The following is a 16,905-nucleotide window of genomic DNA, read 5'->3' on the forward strand; positions in this document are numbered from 1 at the left end:
CGAAATAATTCTATATTTTATTCTTTTAATTGGATATTTTAGGATGATCAAGAGTATTCTCTCTTTTTATATAAATGAAAATATACATTGTTTGTTTAAGTTAATAATATTTCTTTTGAGTATAATTTTTTAATTATGGGAGATATATTAATTTTATAAGATATTATCTTGATAAATATAAATAATTATGAGGAATTAAGGTTATGCAGAAAAGAAATTTAGGTAAAACAGGTCTTCAAATTGTTCCTTTGGTTTTTGGAGGTAATGTTTTTGGGTGGACGCTCAATGAACAAGAAAGCTTTAAAATCCTTGATGCAATCGTAGATTTAGGGCTAAATGCAATTGATACAGCTGACGTATATTCTCGTTGGGCTCCTGGTAATGTGGGAGGTGAATCAGAGACAATTATGGGGAAGTGGTTAAAGGCTAATCCACAGAAACGTGACAAATTATTAATTTTTACCAAAGTTGGTGCAGATATGGGAGGCGATAATAAAGGCCTTTCTAAAAGATGGATTATGCATTCAGTGGAGGCATCTTTAAAGCGTTTGCAAATTGATGTTATTGATTTGTATCAATCTCATTGGCCTGACCCAGATACAGCTTATGAAGAAACTTTATCTGCATATGACCAACTTTTGAAAGAAGGTAAGATCAAAGCGATTGGTGCTTCTAATTTGAATGCAGATCAATTATCAAGTTCTTTACAAGTAGCGAAAGAAAAAGGTTTGCCTGCTTATCAAATGTTACAACCAGAATATAATTTATATGATCGTCAACAATTCAATAAAGAATTAAGAGAACTGGTGGTTAAACAGAATATAGGGGTCATTACCTATTACAGTTTGGCTTCAGGATTTTTATCTGGAAAATATCGTAATAAGGCAGATTTAAAACAAGGCCCTCGTGGTGAAAAAGTGGCAGCCTATATGAATGATCGTGGTATGCGTATGCTGAATCTTTTAGAAGTTATTGCTCAAAAACATCAAGCTACTCAAGCTGAGATTTCTTTGGCATGGTTAATGGCACAAAAAGAAGTCACAGCGCCAATCGCAAGCGCAACAACAACCGATCAATTGCAAAGCCTTGTAAAATCGTTAACTATTCGATTAACAAACGAAGATTTAATAGCTTTAAATCAGGCTTAAATTTATTGATTATTATGATGGTTTGTTAATGGATAATAATATGATCATCATAATAATACAGCCAGCCCCAATCCAATCAGCCAATGTGAAATTAATTTTTAATAATAAAACTGAAAAGAGAACAGTGGCAAGAGGTTCTACGGTGGAAAGAACGCTGCCTTTGGCACCACCAATTTTTTTTATTCCTACCAGAAATAAAATAAACCCAGCCATTCCTCCAATGAAAACAATAAATAAGATAGCTGCCCAAGCTTCGAAATCCAGGTTTCCTTGAAGTTGCCAAAAAGGATGAAAAAAATTAGCAATTATAGCTCCTAAAAACATGCTCCATCCCGCTATAATAATGGTGTTATGCTTTTGTAATAAGGGAATAGAATATAAAGTATAGATTGCTGAGGTTAATGCTGAAACTAGACCATAAAAGATAGCATTGGGTGGTAATATAATTTCACTGAAATTGCCATTAGTAACTAGTAAAAAAGCCCCAATAATAGATAGGAAAATTGAAACTATCATATAAAAAGAAGGATATTTTTTTAACTGAATAGTAAGGAATATGGCAATAATAGCAGGGTATAAATATTGTAAAATAGTTGCAGTCGCTGCATTTGAATATTGAATAGCTTTGTAAAATGTTAGCTGAGAAATCCACATGCCTGCAACTGCCAGCACGATTAATCGAAAAGCTTCATTTTTACTTTGGAATGGGGCAAATACCTCTCTTCCGTAACGTTGAAAAGAAAAGAGCAAAATCAATACTCCAGGTAGCCCCATACGAATAACGATCATCCATTCTGTATTGATATGCTTGTACTGCAACGCATATTGCCCAATAATACCACCCAACCCCCATAAACACCCAGCGACAATTACGCAAAGAATTCCTATATTTTCATTCTTTTTTAAGTTTAAAGGGGAAATGGAAGAGGGCATATTATTGTCAGTTATATAAAGATTGAAAGAAATTTAATTTTAATTATTATTATATCGTTGTTGATGAGGCAATAATAAGCATCATTTTGAAAATAGATTTTATTGGGGAAATCATTTGGTAAGGCCTACAAATAAAGACGACTTGCTTTTATTATCGCAAAGTAATTATGAAAAAATAATTTCTACGGTAGACACTATTCCCATAGAAAAGCAATTCGGAACTTTTCCTTTTGAGGATAGGGATCGAAATATCAGAGATGTTTTAATTCATCTTTATGAATGGCATCAGCTTTATTTAAATTGGACAGAACAAAACACAACAAACAAAGAGATATTTCCCTTTATACCTGCGCCTTATAATTGGAAAACATATCCGTTGATGAATATTGAATTTTGGAAAAAACATCAGAGCACAGATTTTAATGTTGCCAAAAAATTGTTAGATCAAAGTCATCATCAAGTTATGAAACGGATAACTCAATTCTCAAACGAAGAATTATATACTAAAAATTTTTTTTCTTGGACTGGTAGCGCACATTTAGCGAGTGTTTCAATTTCTGCCACGTCAAGTCATTATGATTGGGCATTTAAAAAAATTAAAAAATATAAAAAACTAATGATATTGTAGAATATCTTCAGTTTATGTCTTATTGCGTTTAATTTTTTTTATTAGTCATCAACGTGATCTAATCATATTTGTTATTCAATCATTTATAGTTGAGTTTCAGAGAGGTTAGAAATATAAATAATAATTAAGTGTGGTATCTATTTATAATAGAGTGAAAATGATTTTAGACTTTATTGTTGGGGCATATTGTGCTTTGACTTATGCATGTATATTTGCAGTTGCAGTTCAAGAACTGCTTCTTTGTGCTTATGGTTTAAGTCTAAGAATATATAATCAAATAATAACATTATGAAGAAAGATCATTTAAACTTTATTTTTAGCCAATATTACAATCATCGCAATAATACAGGCAGCGCCAATCCAATCAACTATGCTAAATTTAACATTTAAAAAAATGACTGAGGAAAAGGCAGCAGCCAAGGGTTCAATCGTAGCAAGGATACTGCCTTTAGAACTGCCAATAATTTTTACTCCGATAAGATAAAGTAAAAATGCCAACATCCCAGTAGCAAAGATAATGAAGAGAATACAGATAATAGCTTGAAAATCTAAAATACCAGAAAATTGCCAAAAAGGATGAAAGAAATTTAAAACAATGCCACCAATTAACATTCCCCATCCTGCAATGGTGCTTGTATTATACTTTTTCAACAAAGGTATGGGTAAAAGTGTATAAGTAACTGAACCAATAACACATATAGAACCGTAAACAATTGCTTTAGCAGGCAAGGTGATATTATCAATCGATCCATCAGTTACTAGACAAAAAGCGCCAATGATAGCTAGAATAATTGAAATCATCACATAAATAGATGGACGTTTTCTTAGATAAATTGCCAGAATAATGGCGATGACTACTGGATATAAATATTGTAATATCGTAGCAGTTGCAGCATTCGAATATTTGATGGTTAAAAAATAAAAAAGCTGAGATGCCATCATTCCAACAATAGAAAAGATGATCAGTAACATCAGTTCTTGAGGGTTTTTAAGAGGATTGAAAATTGCCTTTTTATGTTTGCGGTAACATAAAGTTAATAACAATAATCCTGGAAGCCACAATCGAATTCCAATAATCCAAGCAGCATCAATATGTTTATATTGTAAGACATATTGCCCCACGACCCCACCAAATCCCCAAATACATCCAGCAACAATAATATAAATCATTCCTGCGCGTTCGCTGGTCAGATTGATTGTTTTAATTGAGTCAAGGGTTTGTCGGATACTAGAAATTGGCATAGGTTCAAAGCTTATTTATATTTAAAAGAGAAGTTATTCTTTCTGTATTTAATTTCTAATAAAAAAACAAAAGTTTTTTATTTATTTTGAATGATTTTGCTTGAGCTTATAATGAATAGTGGTTATATAAACACACTACGTTTACGGGTTGGGCTGAAATATAGGGCATGCCCACTTTGTGACGTGCTCCCATAATGGGATGTGAAACTTTGTATTCAAAGGAGATAGAAATGCCCAAGATGAAGACCAAATCATCGGTCAAAAAACGCTTTAAAATCACGGCTACTGGTAAAGTCCTGGCTGGTCCTGGTAATAAACGCCACGGTTTGATTAACCGTACTCAAAAAGCAAAACGTACCAATCGCGGTTCACAAACATTAGAACCACAAGATGGTCGTACGGTTAAACAATGGGCCCCATACGGCCTATCACGTTAAGGAATAATTGAACCATGGCAAGAGTAAAACGCGGCGTCACAACACACGCTCGTCATAAAAAAGTATTAAGTCAATCTAAAGGATTCCGTGGTCGTTCTTCTACGAACTATCGTATTGCTTTGGAACGCTTGGAAAAATCTTTACAATATGCATATCGTGATCGTCGCGTTAAAAAACGTGATTTCCGTGCATTATGGATTCAACGTATCAACGCAGCAGTTCGTGAACATGGCTTAACCTACAGCCGCTTTATCAATGGTTTGAACAAAGCAGGTATCGAGTTAGACCGTAAAGTATTAGCTGCGATTGCATATGATGATGCAGCAACTTTTGCAGAAATTGTTAAAAAGGCACAAGCGGCTCTCGCTTAAGTCTTAATAATAAGATTTGTCTGTTCATGAAAATGAGTAGAAAAGAGGGCTGTCTGCAAAGACGGCCTTTTTTGTTTATTTGAGGGTTGAGATGGATAACGATCTAGAAAGTATCAAGCAAGAAACACTTTTGGCATTGGATAAAGCACAAGATTTACGTGCTTGGGATGCTGTGCGTGTTGCAACATTGGGAAAATCAGCTTCATTAACGCAAAAACTCAAGGAATTGGGAAAATGCCCACCTGAATTGCGTAAAGAGCGTGGTGGAATTTTAAATAAATTACGCGATGAGTTAACTCAAGCGATTGAAACCCGTAAAGTAGTTTTAGAAGAAATTGCATTAAATGAAAAGCTAAGTGCAGAGGCAGTCGATATTACTATGCCTGTAACTGTGACGACGGGTTTTTTGCATCCATTACGCAGAACGATTGAAGAAATTACTGCAATTTTTGGCACGATGGGTTTTAAAGTTGCTGAAGGTCCAAATGTTGATACAGATTGGTTTAATTTCTCAGCATTAAATATTGATGAAAATCATCCAGCGCGTGCTGATCACGATACTTTTTATTTACCTTCTGACCCCCTTAATGGTCAGCAAAAAGTTTTGCGTACTCATACATCAACAGTACAAATCCGCACTTTGCTGGATCAAGAACCACCTATTCGTATCATTGCTCCTGGTCGTACTTATCGTGCAGATCATGACGCTACACATTCTCCAATGTTTCATCAATGTGAAGGAATGGTTGTGGAGAAAGGTCTTACCCTTGGGCATTTAAAAGGGTGTTTAGTGGATTTCTTACGTGCTTATTTTGGTATTCCACATTTACCTGTGCGTTTTCGCTCTTCTTATTTTCCTTTTACAGAACCTTCTATGGAAATTGATATTGGTTGGAATCGTAAAACAGGTGAATTGGGTGGCAGTTCAGATTGGTTAGAGATTTTGGGGTCGGGAATGATGCACTCCAGAGTGCTGGCTAATTGTGGTGTTGATCCCAGTGAATGGCAAGCTTTTGCTTTTGGTATGGGTATCGAACGCTTAACTATGTTAAAATACGGTATTTCTGATTTACGATCTTTTTACGAAGGGGACGTTCGTTGGTTACGCCATTATGGTTTTTCATCCTTTAGATCTGTTGCCTTGCATGAGGGGATATAAGCAATGAAATTTACTTTATCCTGGTTACGTGACCATTTAGATACTAATAAATCCCTTGATGAAATCTGTGCAGCCTTGAATGTTATTGGGTTAGAAGTTGAAGGGGTGGAAGATCCAGGTAAGACACTTGGTGCATTCAGAATTGCGCGTATTTTATCTGCCGCCCAACACCCAAATGCAGATCGTTTGCAAGTTTGCCAAGTGGACGCCGGTGAGGGATTTGAGAATGTTCAGGTTGTATGTGGGGCTCCAAATGCCAGAGCTGGACTGGTAACCATATTTGCTCCTGTTGGGACTTATGTTCCAGGCAGTGATATTACGCTTAAAGCGGGCAAAATCCGTGGTGAACAAAGTAATGGTATGATGTGCTCAACCGAAGAGCTTGGGCTTGGTGCAGAGCAAGACGGCATTATGGAGTTGCCAGAAGATGCCACTGTTGGTACATCTTATGTTGATTTTGCGGATTTAAATGATCCAGTAATTGAAATTTCGATCACACCGAATAGAGGTGATGCGCTATCTATTCGTAATATTGCCAGGGATTTGGCAGCGGTCGGTATGGGGACTTTGAAACCTTGGGAACCAAAAGCAGTTGAGGGTTCTTTTCCTTCAGAGATTACATGGGATAATCAATTCACCCAAGCTTGTCCGTGGATATTGGGGCGTACAATTACCAATGTAAAAAATGGCCCCAGTCCAGAATGGCTGCAAGCGCGATTAAGAGCTGTTGGCGTTCGTCCAATATCACTGCTTGTTGATATTACTAATTTCTTTACGTTTGATCTTGGTCGTCCATTACATGTATTTGACGTTGATAAAATTACAGGAAACACATTAACGCTTTGTCCTGGTCAAGGTGAAAAATTCATTGCTTTAGATGGCAAAGAATATCAAGTTACAGACAAAGATTGTGTGATTGCTGATCAATCTGGTGTTCAGTCTCTGGCTGGATTGATGGGCGGAGAGCATACAGGTGTAACAGAAGAAACTTCCAGTGTTTTTATCGAATGTGCTTTATTTAACCCAGTAACCATCGCATTAAGTGGCCGTCGTCATTTTATCACAACAGATGCCCGACAACGTTTCGAACGGGGTGTAGATCAAGCATTATTACCAGATGCAATGGAAGCTGCTACACAGATGATTTTGGATCTTTGTGGTGGGAAAGCCAGCGAAGTGGTAAGCGTTGGTGCTGAACCTGCGTGGCAACGCAATGCGACCTTACGTTTTGCACAGTTAAAAGAATTTGGTGGGATGGAAGTTGCTCCACACAAAGTAGTCGAGATTTTAACATCCTTGGGTTTTATAGTGCAAAATCAAGATGAGTTTTCGGTAACTGTTGAAATACCTTCATGGCGAAATGATATTGTGATGCCCATGAATATGTCACAACATCCCAGTATCGAAGCTGTGAGAGCTGTCGACCTTCAACAAATTGCACACGCAATGGAAGGTGAAGTTGATCTGATTGAAGAAGTTTTACGCATCATCGGTTTGGATCATGTACCAGAGGTTTCATTGCCAAGATGCCAAGCTATTCCAAAAGCAGCGTTGACCCCCGAGCAAGAACGCTCTACTTATTGTGCTCGTATATTAGCAGCGCGTGCTTTGGTAGAAACGGTTGGTTTTTCTTTTGTTGATCATGAGATTGCAGCGCGTTTGGGTGATGCTTCAGAGGATTTGCGTTTGCTTAATCCAATTTCAAATGATATGGATCAGTTGCGTCCAACACCTTTGGCTTCATTGTTACCAACAGCACAACGTAATATTGCTCGAGGATGGGCTAATATTGGATTTTTTGAAGTTGGCCCTGCTTTCGTTCAAGAGTTTGAAAAAACAATTGCCGCAGGCATACGTTATGGGGTAATGCCCCGCCAGATTAACGGTAAAGCACCAGAAGTTACCTTATGGGACGTTAAAGCAGATGTCTATACGGTGCTTGAAGGTTTGGGGGTTACTGTAGATTCTTTACAAGTAACAACTGATACGCCGATCTATTATCATCCTGGTCGTTCTGGTCGATTAAGCTTGGGCCCCAAAAATATTTTGGGTTATTTTGGAGAATTACATCCATCTTTGGTCAAAGAATTTGGATTTGACCAGGCACCTATGATTTTTGAAATTATGGTTGATAATATAATTTCTAAAAAAGCACAAAAGAAAAAACCACCTTTCTTGCCACCATTCCAACCCTTAAAGCGTGATTTTGCTTTTGTAGTGAAAAAAGACGTGCAAGTGGGTAAAGTGCTTAGTGCAGCCAAACAAGCTGATCGTCAATTTATATCTAACGTAGAGCTTTTTGACGTTTATGTAGGTGAAAAAGTATCAGAAGGAAATAAATCTGTTGCTATTCAAGTTACATTGCAGCCTCAGGATCACAGTTTAAAAGACGAAGAAATTGAGGCAATTTCCCAAAAAATTATCAAAGAAGTTTCGCGACTAACAGGTGGAACTTTACGGTAAAGTAAGAATATGAATAAAAGCCCATGTAGGTATTCTGCATGGGCTTTTTTTGTTTTACTATTCTTTATTTAAATTGGTTCGTATAATAATGTCATCTTTACAAAAAAACTCTATCAGAAAATCTAAACTTCTTGTAGCAACAGGTTCAGGTTTACTTACTATCTTACTTTGGTCAAGTTTGGCTGTAATGACAACTTCTTTGCCAAATATTCCCAGATTTCAGCTTTTATGGTTTGGATTTGGCGAAGCTTTTATTATTGGTAGTATTATCCTAGCCTTGACTGGGCGCTTACGAGAAATGGCTCAGCCTTTTGCACCTTGGTTTACGGCTTTTTGTGGGATTTTCTTTTTTCATTTATTCTACTTTGTTGGATTAAATTTTGCCCCCCCAGCCAAAGTGACGTTACTTTCTTATTTGTGGCCAACAATGTTGGTTGTTTGTATTGCATTTTTAAGCAAAAAACATTTTCATATTGCTTATTTATTTGGGGCACTGATGGGATTGATTGGAACAGTTTTCATTATGCCTGCTGATAAAGGTTCTGTCTTAACTTCTGGGGTCTTTTTTGGTTATTTCTTGGGATGTTTATGTGCAATTGTTTGGACAATTTATTCAATTGTTAATCGTAAATATACTTCTGTTCCAACAGGAATGATAATTGGCGTTTGTGGAGGAATTTCTTTGGTTTCAATGGCTATTCATTTTGCGTTTGAACCTACAATTATGCCGCAATCCTTTAAAGAGATGGCTATTATTTTATACTTAGGGTGTGGTCCTATGGGAATTGCGTTTTTGGCATGGGATTATGCAACCAAGAATGCTAATTTATCTTTAATGGGATCATTATCGTATTTAGCTCCATTACTTTCTACTTTATGGTTAGTTATTGCAGGGAGAGCACCTGCAACAGTTGGGTTATTAGTGGCTGTTATTTTGATTGTGGGTGGTGCTGTGGTTGCAACCTATCCATTAAAAAAAACAAAAGAATCATAAAATTATACTAGATTTATATGATCTGATATTTAGGAGATATATACATAATAATTAAATTTAATAAATACTGTATCTAGGATTATCATATTAGCATAACATCTAATTAAACTGTACAAGTCCATGCCAATTTGTGTGGGCTTTTTTAATTTAATATTTTGTTGGTTTATTAAAGATGTCCATTATTAAAAAGTCAGCCATTATAAAATCTAGAATGTTTTTAGGAACATCGGCTGGGTTATTAACGATTTTACTGTGGTCCAGCTCCTCCGTTACGATCACTTCTTTACCGCATATTCCAAGGTTTCAGCTTTTGTGGTTTGGCTTTGGTGAAGCATTTATTATTGGCAGTATTATTTTAGCTTTCACTGGGCGCTTACAAGAAATGGTGCAACCTATAGCATCTTGGTTAACGGCGTTTTGTGGTCTATTTTTCTTTTATGTATTTGATTATTTAGGACTTAGCTTTGCGCCTCCTGCCAAAGTAACCTTGTTATCTTATCTGTGGCCGATTATGTTGGTTATTGCGCTTGCAATTTTAAGTAAAAGACAATTCCATATTGCTTACTTATTAGGGGCAGTCATGGGCTTGGTAGGTATGATTTGTTTAATGCCTGCGGATAAAGGTTCTGTAATTAATTTTACAGTTGTTCTTGGGTATATTTTTGGCTTGTTAAGTGGTGTTGTTTGGGCAATTTATTCGATTGTTAATCGTAAATATGCTGCTGTTCCAACAGCAATGATGATTGGGGTGTGTGGCGGTATTGCATTGGTTTCTATGGCTATTCATTTTATGTTTGAAACCACTATCATGCCAAATTCTCTAAAAGATATTTGTATTATTTTGTATCTAGGATGTGGTCCCATAGGGGTTGCGTTTTTAGCTTGGGATTATGCGACTAAGAATGCAGATTTGTCTTTAATCGGATCGTTATCCTATTTAGCACCGTTACTTTCAACTTGTTGGTTAGTGCTGGCAGGAAGGGCCTCTGTAACGTTTAGCTTGCTATTTGCTGTTCTTTTAATTGTAGGGGGAGCTGTTGTTGCAGCCTATCCATTAAAAAAAGAAAAAGGATCGTAGTATTTTTTAGCAAAAGCGTATAGAAATATGCTTTAATATACTATTATTGTTTAAGTTATCATTTTTGCCTTGTTGGTGCCCCTATGACAGATACGCCTTTAGAATTAATCCGTAATTTTTCAATTATCGCCCATATTGATCATGGGAAATCAACCCTTGCTGATCGGTTGATTCAAGCTTGTGGTGGGTTAACCCAGCGAGAGATGCAAGCGCAAGTTTTAGATAGTATGGATATTGAACGTGAACGCGGTATTACCATTAAAGCGCAAACAGTAAGATTGCAATATAAGGCAAAAGATGGTCAAACCTATATATTAAATTTGATGGATACGCCGGGCCATGTTGATTTTGCATATGAGGTTAGTCGTTCCTTGGCTGCGTGTGAAGGATCCTTGTTGGTTGTTGACGCTTCTCAAGGGGTGGAAGCACAAACACTTGCCAATGTGTATCAAGCTATTGATGCGCGCCATGAAATTGTGCCTGTATTAAACAAAGTTGATTTACCAGCTGCTGATGTAGAGGCAACCAAAGCACAAATAGAAGAAATTATTGGTATTCCAGCAGATGATGCGATTGGAGTATCCGCCAAAACAGGGTTAAATATCGAAGCTGTCTTGGATGCTTTGGTAACACGTCTTCCACCACCAACAGGAGATGTCGATGCGCCTTTACAAGCACTGTTGGTTGATAGTTGGTATGATACTTATTTAGGTGTTATTATTTTGGTGCGTGTTAAAGCAGGACGCATCAAAAAAGGTATGCGTATTCGTATGATGTTTAACAATAGCACCTATAGTGTTGAACAAGTTGGTGTGTTTACCCCGCATATGCGCGAAGTAGAATCTTTAGGCGCAGGAGAGATGGGTTTTATTAATGCAGCAATTAAAACCGTTGCTGATTGTCATGTTGGGGATACCATTACTGATGATAAAAAACCAGCAGCCAAAGTACTGGATGGATTTAAACCGTCTGTGCCTGTAGTTTGGTGTGGTTTATATCCAATGGATGCGGATGATTTTGAAAAATTACGTGAAAGCTTAGGTAAACTGCAACTTAATGATGCGTCTTTTCACTATGAACCTGAAACTTCTGCAGCTTTAGGTTTTGGGTTTAGATGTGGTTTTCTTGGTTTATTACATTTAGAAATTATCCAAGAACGATTAAGTCGTGAATTCGATCTAAACTTGATCGCAACAGCACCATCTGTTGTTTATCATTTATTTAAAAATGATGGATCAATAGAGGATTTGCATAATCCTGCAGATATGCCTGATCCAACTTCTATTGATCATATTGAAGAGCCTTGGATCAAAGCCTCTATTATGGTGCCAGATGAATATTTGGGTGCTGTATTGGGATTATGTACAGAACGACGTGGAGAGCAGATCGATTTAACTTATGTTGGATCAAGAGCAATGGCAATTTATCGTTTACCATTGAATGAAGTTGTCTTCGACTTTTATGATCGTTTAAAATCTGCAACTCGTGGTTACGCTAGTTTTGAATATCAAATGGACGGGTATGAAGAAAGTGATCTTGTTCGGATCAGTATTTTGGTAAACCAAGAGCCGGTCGATGCTTTGGCATTTGTGGCCCATCGTTCTGTAGCAGAGAGTAGGGGGCGTGCTATTTGCTCCAAGTTAAAAGATTTGATTCCTCGCCAACTATTTAAAATTGCGGTTCAAGCAGCCATTGGTGGACGTGTTATTGCTCGTGAGACGATTGGGGCTTTGTCCAAGGACGTAACGGCCAAATGTTATGGTGGTGATATTTCCCGTAAACGTAAGTTGTTGGACAAACAAAAAGAAGGCAAAAAGCGGATGCGCCAATTTGGTAAAGTTGAAATTCCACAATCTGCTTTTCTTGCAGCATTGAAAATTGACCGATAATCCTATTTTCTATTCATAAGATGCGTTAGTTTGCTTTTATGAATAGAAAATTCAAGCCATTGGGTTTGATAAAATATTATTAAATTATATGTTAATCATTTCAACCTCAATAAAGGTTTTCGTGCGAGTGTGAATTATCTTGATGATGGTATTTATGAGGTAGTGTGGTGGCCTTTACTTAAAATGAAGTGAAGTATTAGTTAAACTCTTTAAATATGGGCGAGAATGGGAAATTATCATCCTATGATTTGCCATATCATTGTTCTGAAAAAACATCTTTGTTTTTTATATCAATGCATAGCTGATTTTGCAGAAGTTGATAAATATTTTTATAATATTTTATAAGTAAAACCTATAAAATCAATTAAAGATTTTAATCTTAAATTTATTCAGATCTAGGTTGATCATAGTGTCGATTTTTACTCTATGTTCTGCTCTTAATTTATGAGGTCATTATATAGTATCATTTTTGTGTATCTACATTATCCTAGTGTCATATACTTCTGTGTAAGATTGATGTTGGTTAGCTTTGAAATATACCCTAATTATATTTACAAAAATTTTTGAAAGAGGATAAGTTTTACATGTGAGTATCTTGTTTCAGATAAAATAATGAGGAACTTCATTGTTTTATCAAGCTTTAACCACAGGCAGTTCATTCCACTTTGTTGTATATCGCTGGCTTAATAAGTCTCGTTTTAAGTTCCATGGTGCATTTGCGTTTGTGCCACCAAAGCTGATGGTGTTGCTTCCCATTTTTTTATTGATTGTATCTAGTGTTTGCATCAAACGATTACTATGTTTTTTTACCTCCTCATCTTCGATAGGGCTAAAAAAATTGAGTTGCCGTTTATCCTGATTAATAACGTCCAACATCATTACGCCTGCTTTTTGGTAAAAGTAATTTTCTTTAAATATTTGATAAACACCATTCTGGGCTGCCTTAATAATATCACGAGTATCATTTGTTGGATAGAGAAGGGGAATGACGATTGATGGATGGTATTGAGATTGTTGTTCACCAAAACGATTGGTTTTTAAAAAGACAAGAACTGCTTGTGCCAATGAATGTTGAGCGCGCAGTTTTTCTGCACCTTTACTGGCATGTAGCCGAATAGCTTCCTGCAGATCATTAAGATCATTTGTAGTTTTTCCAAAGCTACGAGAAGTCATGATATTCTTTTTGGGTGTATGTATTCCTTCTAGTTCAATACAAGGAGTGCCGCGCAATTCTAAAATAGTGCGTTCTAGGACAACAGAGAATTGTTTGCCTAGAAGATTGGCATTACAATTTTTAAGTTGCCATGCTGTTTGAATACCCATATTAGTTAATTTGGCTGATATTTTCCGACCGACGCCCCAGATTTCAGAAACAGGAAGTTGCTTTAAGGTGGTTTCAAATACAGTATTATCAAGTTGTAATCGATAAACGCCGTGGTGCTCTGGGTTCTTTTTGGCAAGATGATTAGCGATTTTAGCTAACGTTCGGGTTGGTGCTATTCCAATTGAAACGGGAATGCCCGTGCATTTACGAATTATTATCCTCAGAGAGCGACAATATTCAATTGGATTTTGTTGATATTGCAGGCGCAAAAAGGCCTCGTCAATTGAATAAAGCTCTGTGTCGTAGATATAGTCTTGAACAATAGAGAAGACCCTTTGGCTCATATCACCATAAAGCTCATAATTAGAGCTGAGTAAGGTTATTTTCTTTTTGATATGAGGTGGAATTTTAAACGCGGGCATTGCCATTGGTACAAAAGGTTTAAGTTCATTGGATCTGGCAATAACACAACCATCATTATTTGAAAGGATACCTATAGCTTTCCCTTCTAGTTTGGGATTAAAAACGCGCTCACAAGAAGCGTAGAAGTTATTGCAGTCAATTAAGCCATACATAATTGAGAATCAATCAATAAAGAAATTTATTTAAAATATCTATTTTTAGTAATAAATTCAATGACTTTTTTCAAAATAAACATTTCCTTTTTTATGATTTTTTAAACAATTTTTTTTCATCAAAGGAACACAAAATGTTTAAAGTCACTGTGGATATTTAGATATTTTATTTGAAAATGAAATTGTAACTCCAGCCTTGAATTGTTTAGGTTTTGGCGGTGCTAGAGCCACTAATCAAGTTAGGGCTACATTTTTGGCATAGAAATATGCTGAAAGTTGCACGTATCTAAAACAACTTGGCAAAAACTCTGCTATGGATACTATGCAGATGGAACCAACGACATATAATCATATTTAAAATTTTTTGCAGCACAGATAAACGAAAAAAATTCGTGAGGTTTGACATTTTTAATAGCTATATCTGATCAAGGCTTCTTCGTTTTAGCCATAATAGCCCTATTAAAACATTGATACCCCTTATTATACCCCTATTTTTATGGGATGCAATGGGTCTGTTTGATATCATATGGGATCTTTATTAATGAAATAAATGGCTGTTTTATTTTGAATTTGGTATTATTTGAAACAATATATAAATCTTATATGGCGGAGAGAATGGGATTCGAACCCATGGTACGCTATTAACGCACACACGCTTTCCAAGCGTGCGCCTTAAGCCGCTCGGCCATCTCTCCTAAAGATTGCCTCAGTAAAAAGAACAATATCAATTTTTTCATAAGAGGCAAGTAAAAAAAATTATTTTCTGATTTTTTTAATTATTAGTTGAGAATAATGAGGATTTAAGTCGTCTGAAGCATTTTATTGTTTTTTTTAGGTCATACTAAAAGAAATATATATATCAAAGTGATCCATAAGTGCTTTTATTTGTTTGGTTTTACAAAGATTATTGCTATTAATTTCGTATGACTGTTTATTTACGTTATATGCTGTTTTTATGTATTTTAATTGGTACGGGATTACCATTATTGGTAAGGCCTGCTTTGGCATATTATGGTAATAACCAATATTTTGGATATTTGCAAAATACGCATTACCGACAAAGACAACAAATGATGGATACACCCATGGTTGTGCCAGATCATTTGGGGGCTGACACAGATAAAATTCCAACGCTATCCATAAAATCTTGCGTTGAATTGAATAATATTGAGGTCACAGGGGTTACAAAAATCTCTAAAGCGGCGATCAACACTATTACTCATCAATGGAAAGGTCGTTGTGTAAGTTTACAAGATATTAATATTATTTTGGGGGATATCAATAAGCTTTACGTTAAGCACAGGCTTGTGACATCTCGTGCATATTTGCCTAAGCAAGATATTTCTGGAGGTTATTTAAAAATTATAATGCTAGAAAATAAGGTCGGGTCTTTTGAATTTTCTGGCAGTGCTCAACCTTCAAATGAAATAACGGCTTTTCCTTGGGTGAGTGGGGGCGTTCTGAATCTAGATGATTTAGAACAAGGCTTGGATAATATGAATCGTTTATCAGGTTGGGAAGCGTCATTAAAATTCCTGCCTAAAACAAAAGATACAGATACTGTTGTTCATATCGATGTTCCCAAGACCAGTATGATTCATGGAAAAGTATTAACAGATAATAACAGTCAAAGTAGTTCTGGTAGAACAATGGGGCGAGCTTTTGTGAATGTCTCAGATCTTTTTGGTTTATTAGATCTATGGTCATTTGAATATGATCATTCTTTGAATAACAGACAAAGTCAAGGTCACAACTCTTTTTTAGATGCAGAAGGGTCTATTCCTTTGGGGCCTTGGTTGTTATTTGGAGGTTGGTGGCGCTCAGATGAATTTTATTATATGCCTCCACAGCCTGATACAAAAAAGCGTTTAGATACAGTACAAAAAGATTATCGTATTGGTGTTTCAAGAGTAATTGCACGTCATAAGGTGGATGTGACAACATTAACAGTTTCCTATGAGTTAAAAGATTTTCGAAATAATACGAATTATGAAAGGCTACCTTCGCAAAGTGCAAAATTGGCTTCTTTGAACATTGGTGTTGGTGAATTTTTGAAAATATGGGGACGAACTTGGTATATTAATATAGGGGCAAAGGTTGGACTGGGAGGTATGGGTACAAAAACTTGGGTGGTTAACCAAGGAAAATATGCGCCGCATACACAATATGTTAAACCATATTTAAATATCGATGGATTCAAACCAATTACAAAAACAATAACTTGGCATACTGTGATTCACGGTGAGTATAGCAGCCAAAATCAATATGGAAATGAATGGTTTTCTATTGGTGGTCCATATACCGTTCGAGGGTTTCTTAAAAAAACAGCAATAGGAAATGCAGGTATTTTTATGCGTAATGATTTATCTTGGCAATTACCAACAAAACATCTTGTATGTGCTGGATATGATGGTTTTTGTGAATTTTTTTTAAAAGATATAGAGTTATACGTTATTGCTGATGCAGGAATGACCAGAGCGGTTTATACATATGATAATATGCCCAAAATATTAAAAAGTGCCAATATAGCAGGGACAGGGATTGGTCTTCGTAAATCAGATGGTATTTTAATATGGGATAGCTCTGTATCCCATGCGATTTCAACATCAGGACTGTCACCAGAAGGATGGATTGCTTCTTTTCAAGTGGGTGTTAAATTATAAG

General features: G+C 36.1%; 13 protein-coding genes and 1 tRNA gene. 10 read left to right on the forward strand and 4 right to left on the reverse strand.

Annotated elements, in window-relative coordinates; translation table 11 throughout:
- Positions 1-203 precede the first annotated feature (203 nt).
- Positions 204-1,148, forward strand: a complete 945-nt coding sequence (locus COMX_RS02360; protein WP_034336581.1) for an aldo/keto reductase — start codon at positions 204-206, stop codon at positions 1,146-1,148.
- A gap of 12 nt (positions 1,149-1,160) precedes the next feature.
- On the opposite strand, the gene COMX_RS02365 is transcribed toward COMX_RS02360, so the two are convergent.
- The gene (locus COMX_RS02365) at positions 1,161-2,081 is read right to left on the reverse strand and encodes a DMT family transporter (RefSeq protein ID WP_034336583.1); all 921 of its coding nucleotides are present in this window, start codon (positions 2,079-2,081) and stop codon (positions 1,161-1,163) included.
- A 115-nt stretch (positions 2,082-2,196) separates the two neighbouring features.
- Between COMX_RS02365 and COMX_RS02370 the strand changes: the two genes are divergently transcribed.
- Positions 2,197-2,709, forward strand: a complete 513-nt coding sequence (locus tag COMX_RS02370) for a ClbS/DfsB family four-helix bundle protein (protein ID WP_034336585.1) — start codon at positions 2,197-2,199, stop codon at positions 2,707-2,709.
- A 303-nt stretch (positions 2,710-3,012) separates the two neighbouring features.
- Here COMX_RS02370 and COMX_RS02375 read toward each other — a convergent pair whose 3' ends face one another.
- On the reverse strand, positions 3,013-3,951 hold the full coding sequence (locus COMX_RS02375; RefSeq protein WP_034336587.1) for a DMT family transporter: 939 nt from the start codon (positions 3,949-3,951) through the stop codon (positions 3,013-3,015).
- Positions 3,952-4,181: 230 nt separating this feature from the next.
- Here COMX_RS02375 and rpmI point away from each other — a divergent pair, with 230 nt between their 5' ends.
- The 7 genes from rpmI to lepA all read left to right on the forward strand — a co-directional run bounded on the left by rpmI (position 4,182) and on the right by lepA (position 12,342).
- A complete protein-coding gene (gene rpmI / locus COMX_RS02380; RefSeq protein ID WP_034336589.1) occupies positions 4,182-4,388 on the forward strand; it encodes a 50S ribosomal protein L35 in 207 nt (68 codons plus the stop codon).
- 14 nt (positions 4,389-4,402) lie between these two features.
- Positions 4,403-4,759 carry a 50S ribosomal protein L20 gene (gene rplT / locus COMX_RS02385; protein ID WP_034336591.1) on the forward strand — a complete coding sequence of 119 codons (357 nt, stop codon included), beginning with the start codon at positions 4,403-4,405 and terminating at the stop codon, positions 4,757-4,759.
- Between the two features lie 91 nt (positions 4,760-4,850).
- Complete coding sequence (gene pheS / locus COMX_RS02390; RefSeq protein ID WP_034336593.1) at positions 4,851-5,918, forward strand: phenylalanine--tRNA ligase subunit alpha; 1,068 nt, start codon at positions 4,851-4,853, stop codon at positions 5,916-5,918.
- A 3-nt stretch (positions 5,919-5,921) separates the two neighbouring features.
- On the forward strand, positions 5,922-8,381 hold the full coding sequence (pheT, locus tag COMX_RS02395; protein ID WP_034336596.1) for a phenylalanine--tRNA ligase subunit beta: 2,460 nt from the start codon (positions 5,922-5,924) through the stop codon (positions 8,379-8,381).
- An 88-nt stretch (positions 8,382-8,469) separates the two neighbouring features.
- Positions 8,470-9,375, forward strand: a complete 906-nt coding sequence (locus COMX_RS02400) for a DMT family transporter (RefSeq protein WP_034336599.1) — start codon at positions 8,470-8,472, stop codon at positions 9,373-9,375.
- A 172-nt stretch (positions 9,376-9,547) separates the two neighbouring features.
- Positions 9,548-10,453, forward strand: a complete 906-nt coding sequence (locus COMX_RS02405; protein ID WP_034336601.1) for a DMT family transporter — start codon at positions 9,548-9,550, stop codon at positions 10,451-10,453.
- An 83-nt stretch (positions 10,454-10,536) separates the two neighbouring features.
- Positions 10,537-12,342, forward strand: coding sequence for a translation elongation factor 4 (lepA, locus tag COMX_RS02410; protein WP_034336602.1), 1,806 nt, complete (start codon positions 10,537-10,539; stop codon positions 12,340-12,342).
- 633 nt (positions 12,343-12,975) lie between these two features.
- Here the strand turns inward: lepA and COMX_RS02415 are convergent.
- Entirely contained in the window at positions 12,976-14,241 is a 1,266-nt protein-coding gene (locus tag COMX_RS02415) for a Y-family DNA polymerase (protein WP_034336605.1), read from the reverse strand.
- A gap of 604 nt (positions 14,242-14,845) precedes the next feature.
- Positions 14,846-14,936, reverse strand: a tRNA-Ser gene (locus COMX_RS02420).
- 228 nt (positions 14,937-15,164) lie between these two features.
- Between COMX_RS02420 and COMX_RS02425 the strand changes: the two genes are divergently transcribed.
- Positions 15,165-16,904, forward strand: coding sequence for a ShlB/FhaC/HecB family hemolysin secretion/activation protein (locus tag COMX_RS02425; RefSeq protein ID WP_051461800.1), 1,740 nt, complete (start codon positions 15,165-15,167; stop codon positions 16,902-16,904).
- Position 16,905: the final 1 nt, after the last annotated feature.

Source organism: Commensalibacter papalotli (ex Servin-Garciduenas et al. 2014) (genome assembly GCF_000527695.1).
GTDB lineage: Bacteria > Pseudomonadota > Alphaproteobacteria > Acetobacterales > Acetobacteraceae > Commensalibacter > Commensalibacter papalotli.

Excerpts from the sequence above, each read along its gene's own strand:
- COMX_RS02375 (WP_034336587.1), bottom strand. The coding sequence starts at position 3,951 with ATGCCAATTTCTAGTATCCGACAAACCCTTGACTCAATTAAAACAATC.
- rpmI (WP_034336589.1), top strand. The coding sequence starts at position 4,182 with ATGCCCAAGATGAAGACCAAATCATCGGTCAAAAAACGCTTTAAAATC.
- COMX_RS02360 (WP_034336581.1), top strand. The coding sequence starts at position 204 with ATGCAGAAAAGAAATTTAGGTAAAACAGGTCTTCAAATTGTTCCTTTG.
- rplT (WP_034336591.1), top strand. The coding sequence starts at position 4,403 with ATGGCAAGAGTAAAACGCGGCGTCACAACACACGCTCGTCATAAAAAA.
- lepA (WP_034336602.1), top strand. The coding sequence starts at position 10,537 with ATGACAGATACGCCTTTAGAATTAATCCGTAATTTTTCAATTATCGCC.
- pheT (WP_034336596.1), top strand. The coding sequence starts at position 5,922 with ATGAAATTTACTTTATCCTGGTTACGTGACCATTTAGATACTAATAAA.
- COMX_RS02415 (WP_034336605.1), bottom strand. The coding sequence starts at position 14,241 with ATGTATGGCTTAATTGACTGCAATAACTTCTACGCTTCTTGTGAGCGC.
- COMX_RS02425 (WP_051461800.1), top strand. The coding sequence starts at position 15,165 with ATGACTGTTTATTTACGTTATATGCTGTTTTTATGTATTTTAATTGGT.
- COMX_RS02365 (WP_034336583.1), bottom strand. The coding sequence starts at position 2,081 with ATGCCCTCTTCCATTTCCCCTTTAAACTTAAAAAAGAATGAAAATATA.
- COMX_RS02405 (WP_034336601.1), top strand. The coding sequence starts at position 9,548 with ATGTCCATTATTAAAAAGTCAGCCATTATAAAATCTAGAATGTTTTTA.
- COMX_RS02400 (WP_034336599.1), top strand. The coding sequence starts at position 8,470 with ATGTCATCTTTACAAAAAAACTCTATCAGAAAATCTAAACTTCTTGTA.
- pheS (WP_034336593.1), top strand. The coding sequence starts at position 4,851 with ATGGATAACGATCTAGAAAGTATCAAGCAAGAAACACTTTTGGCATTG.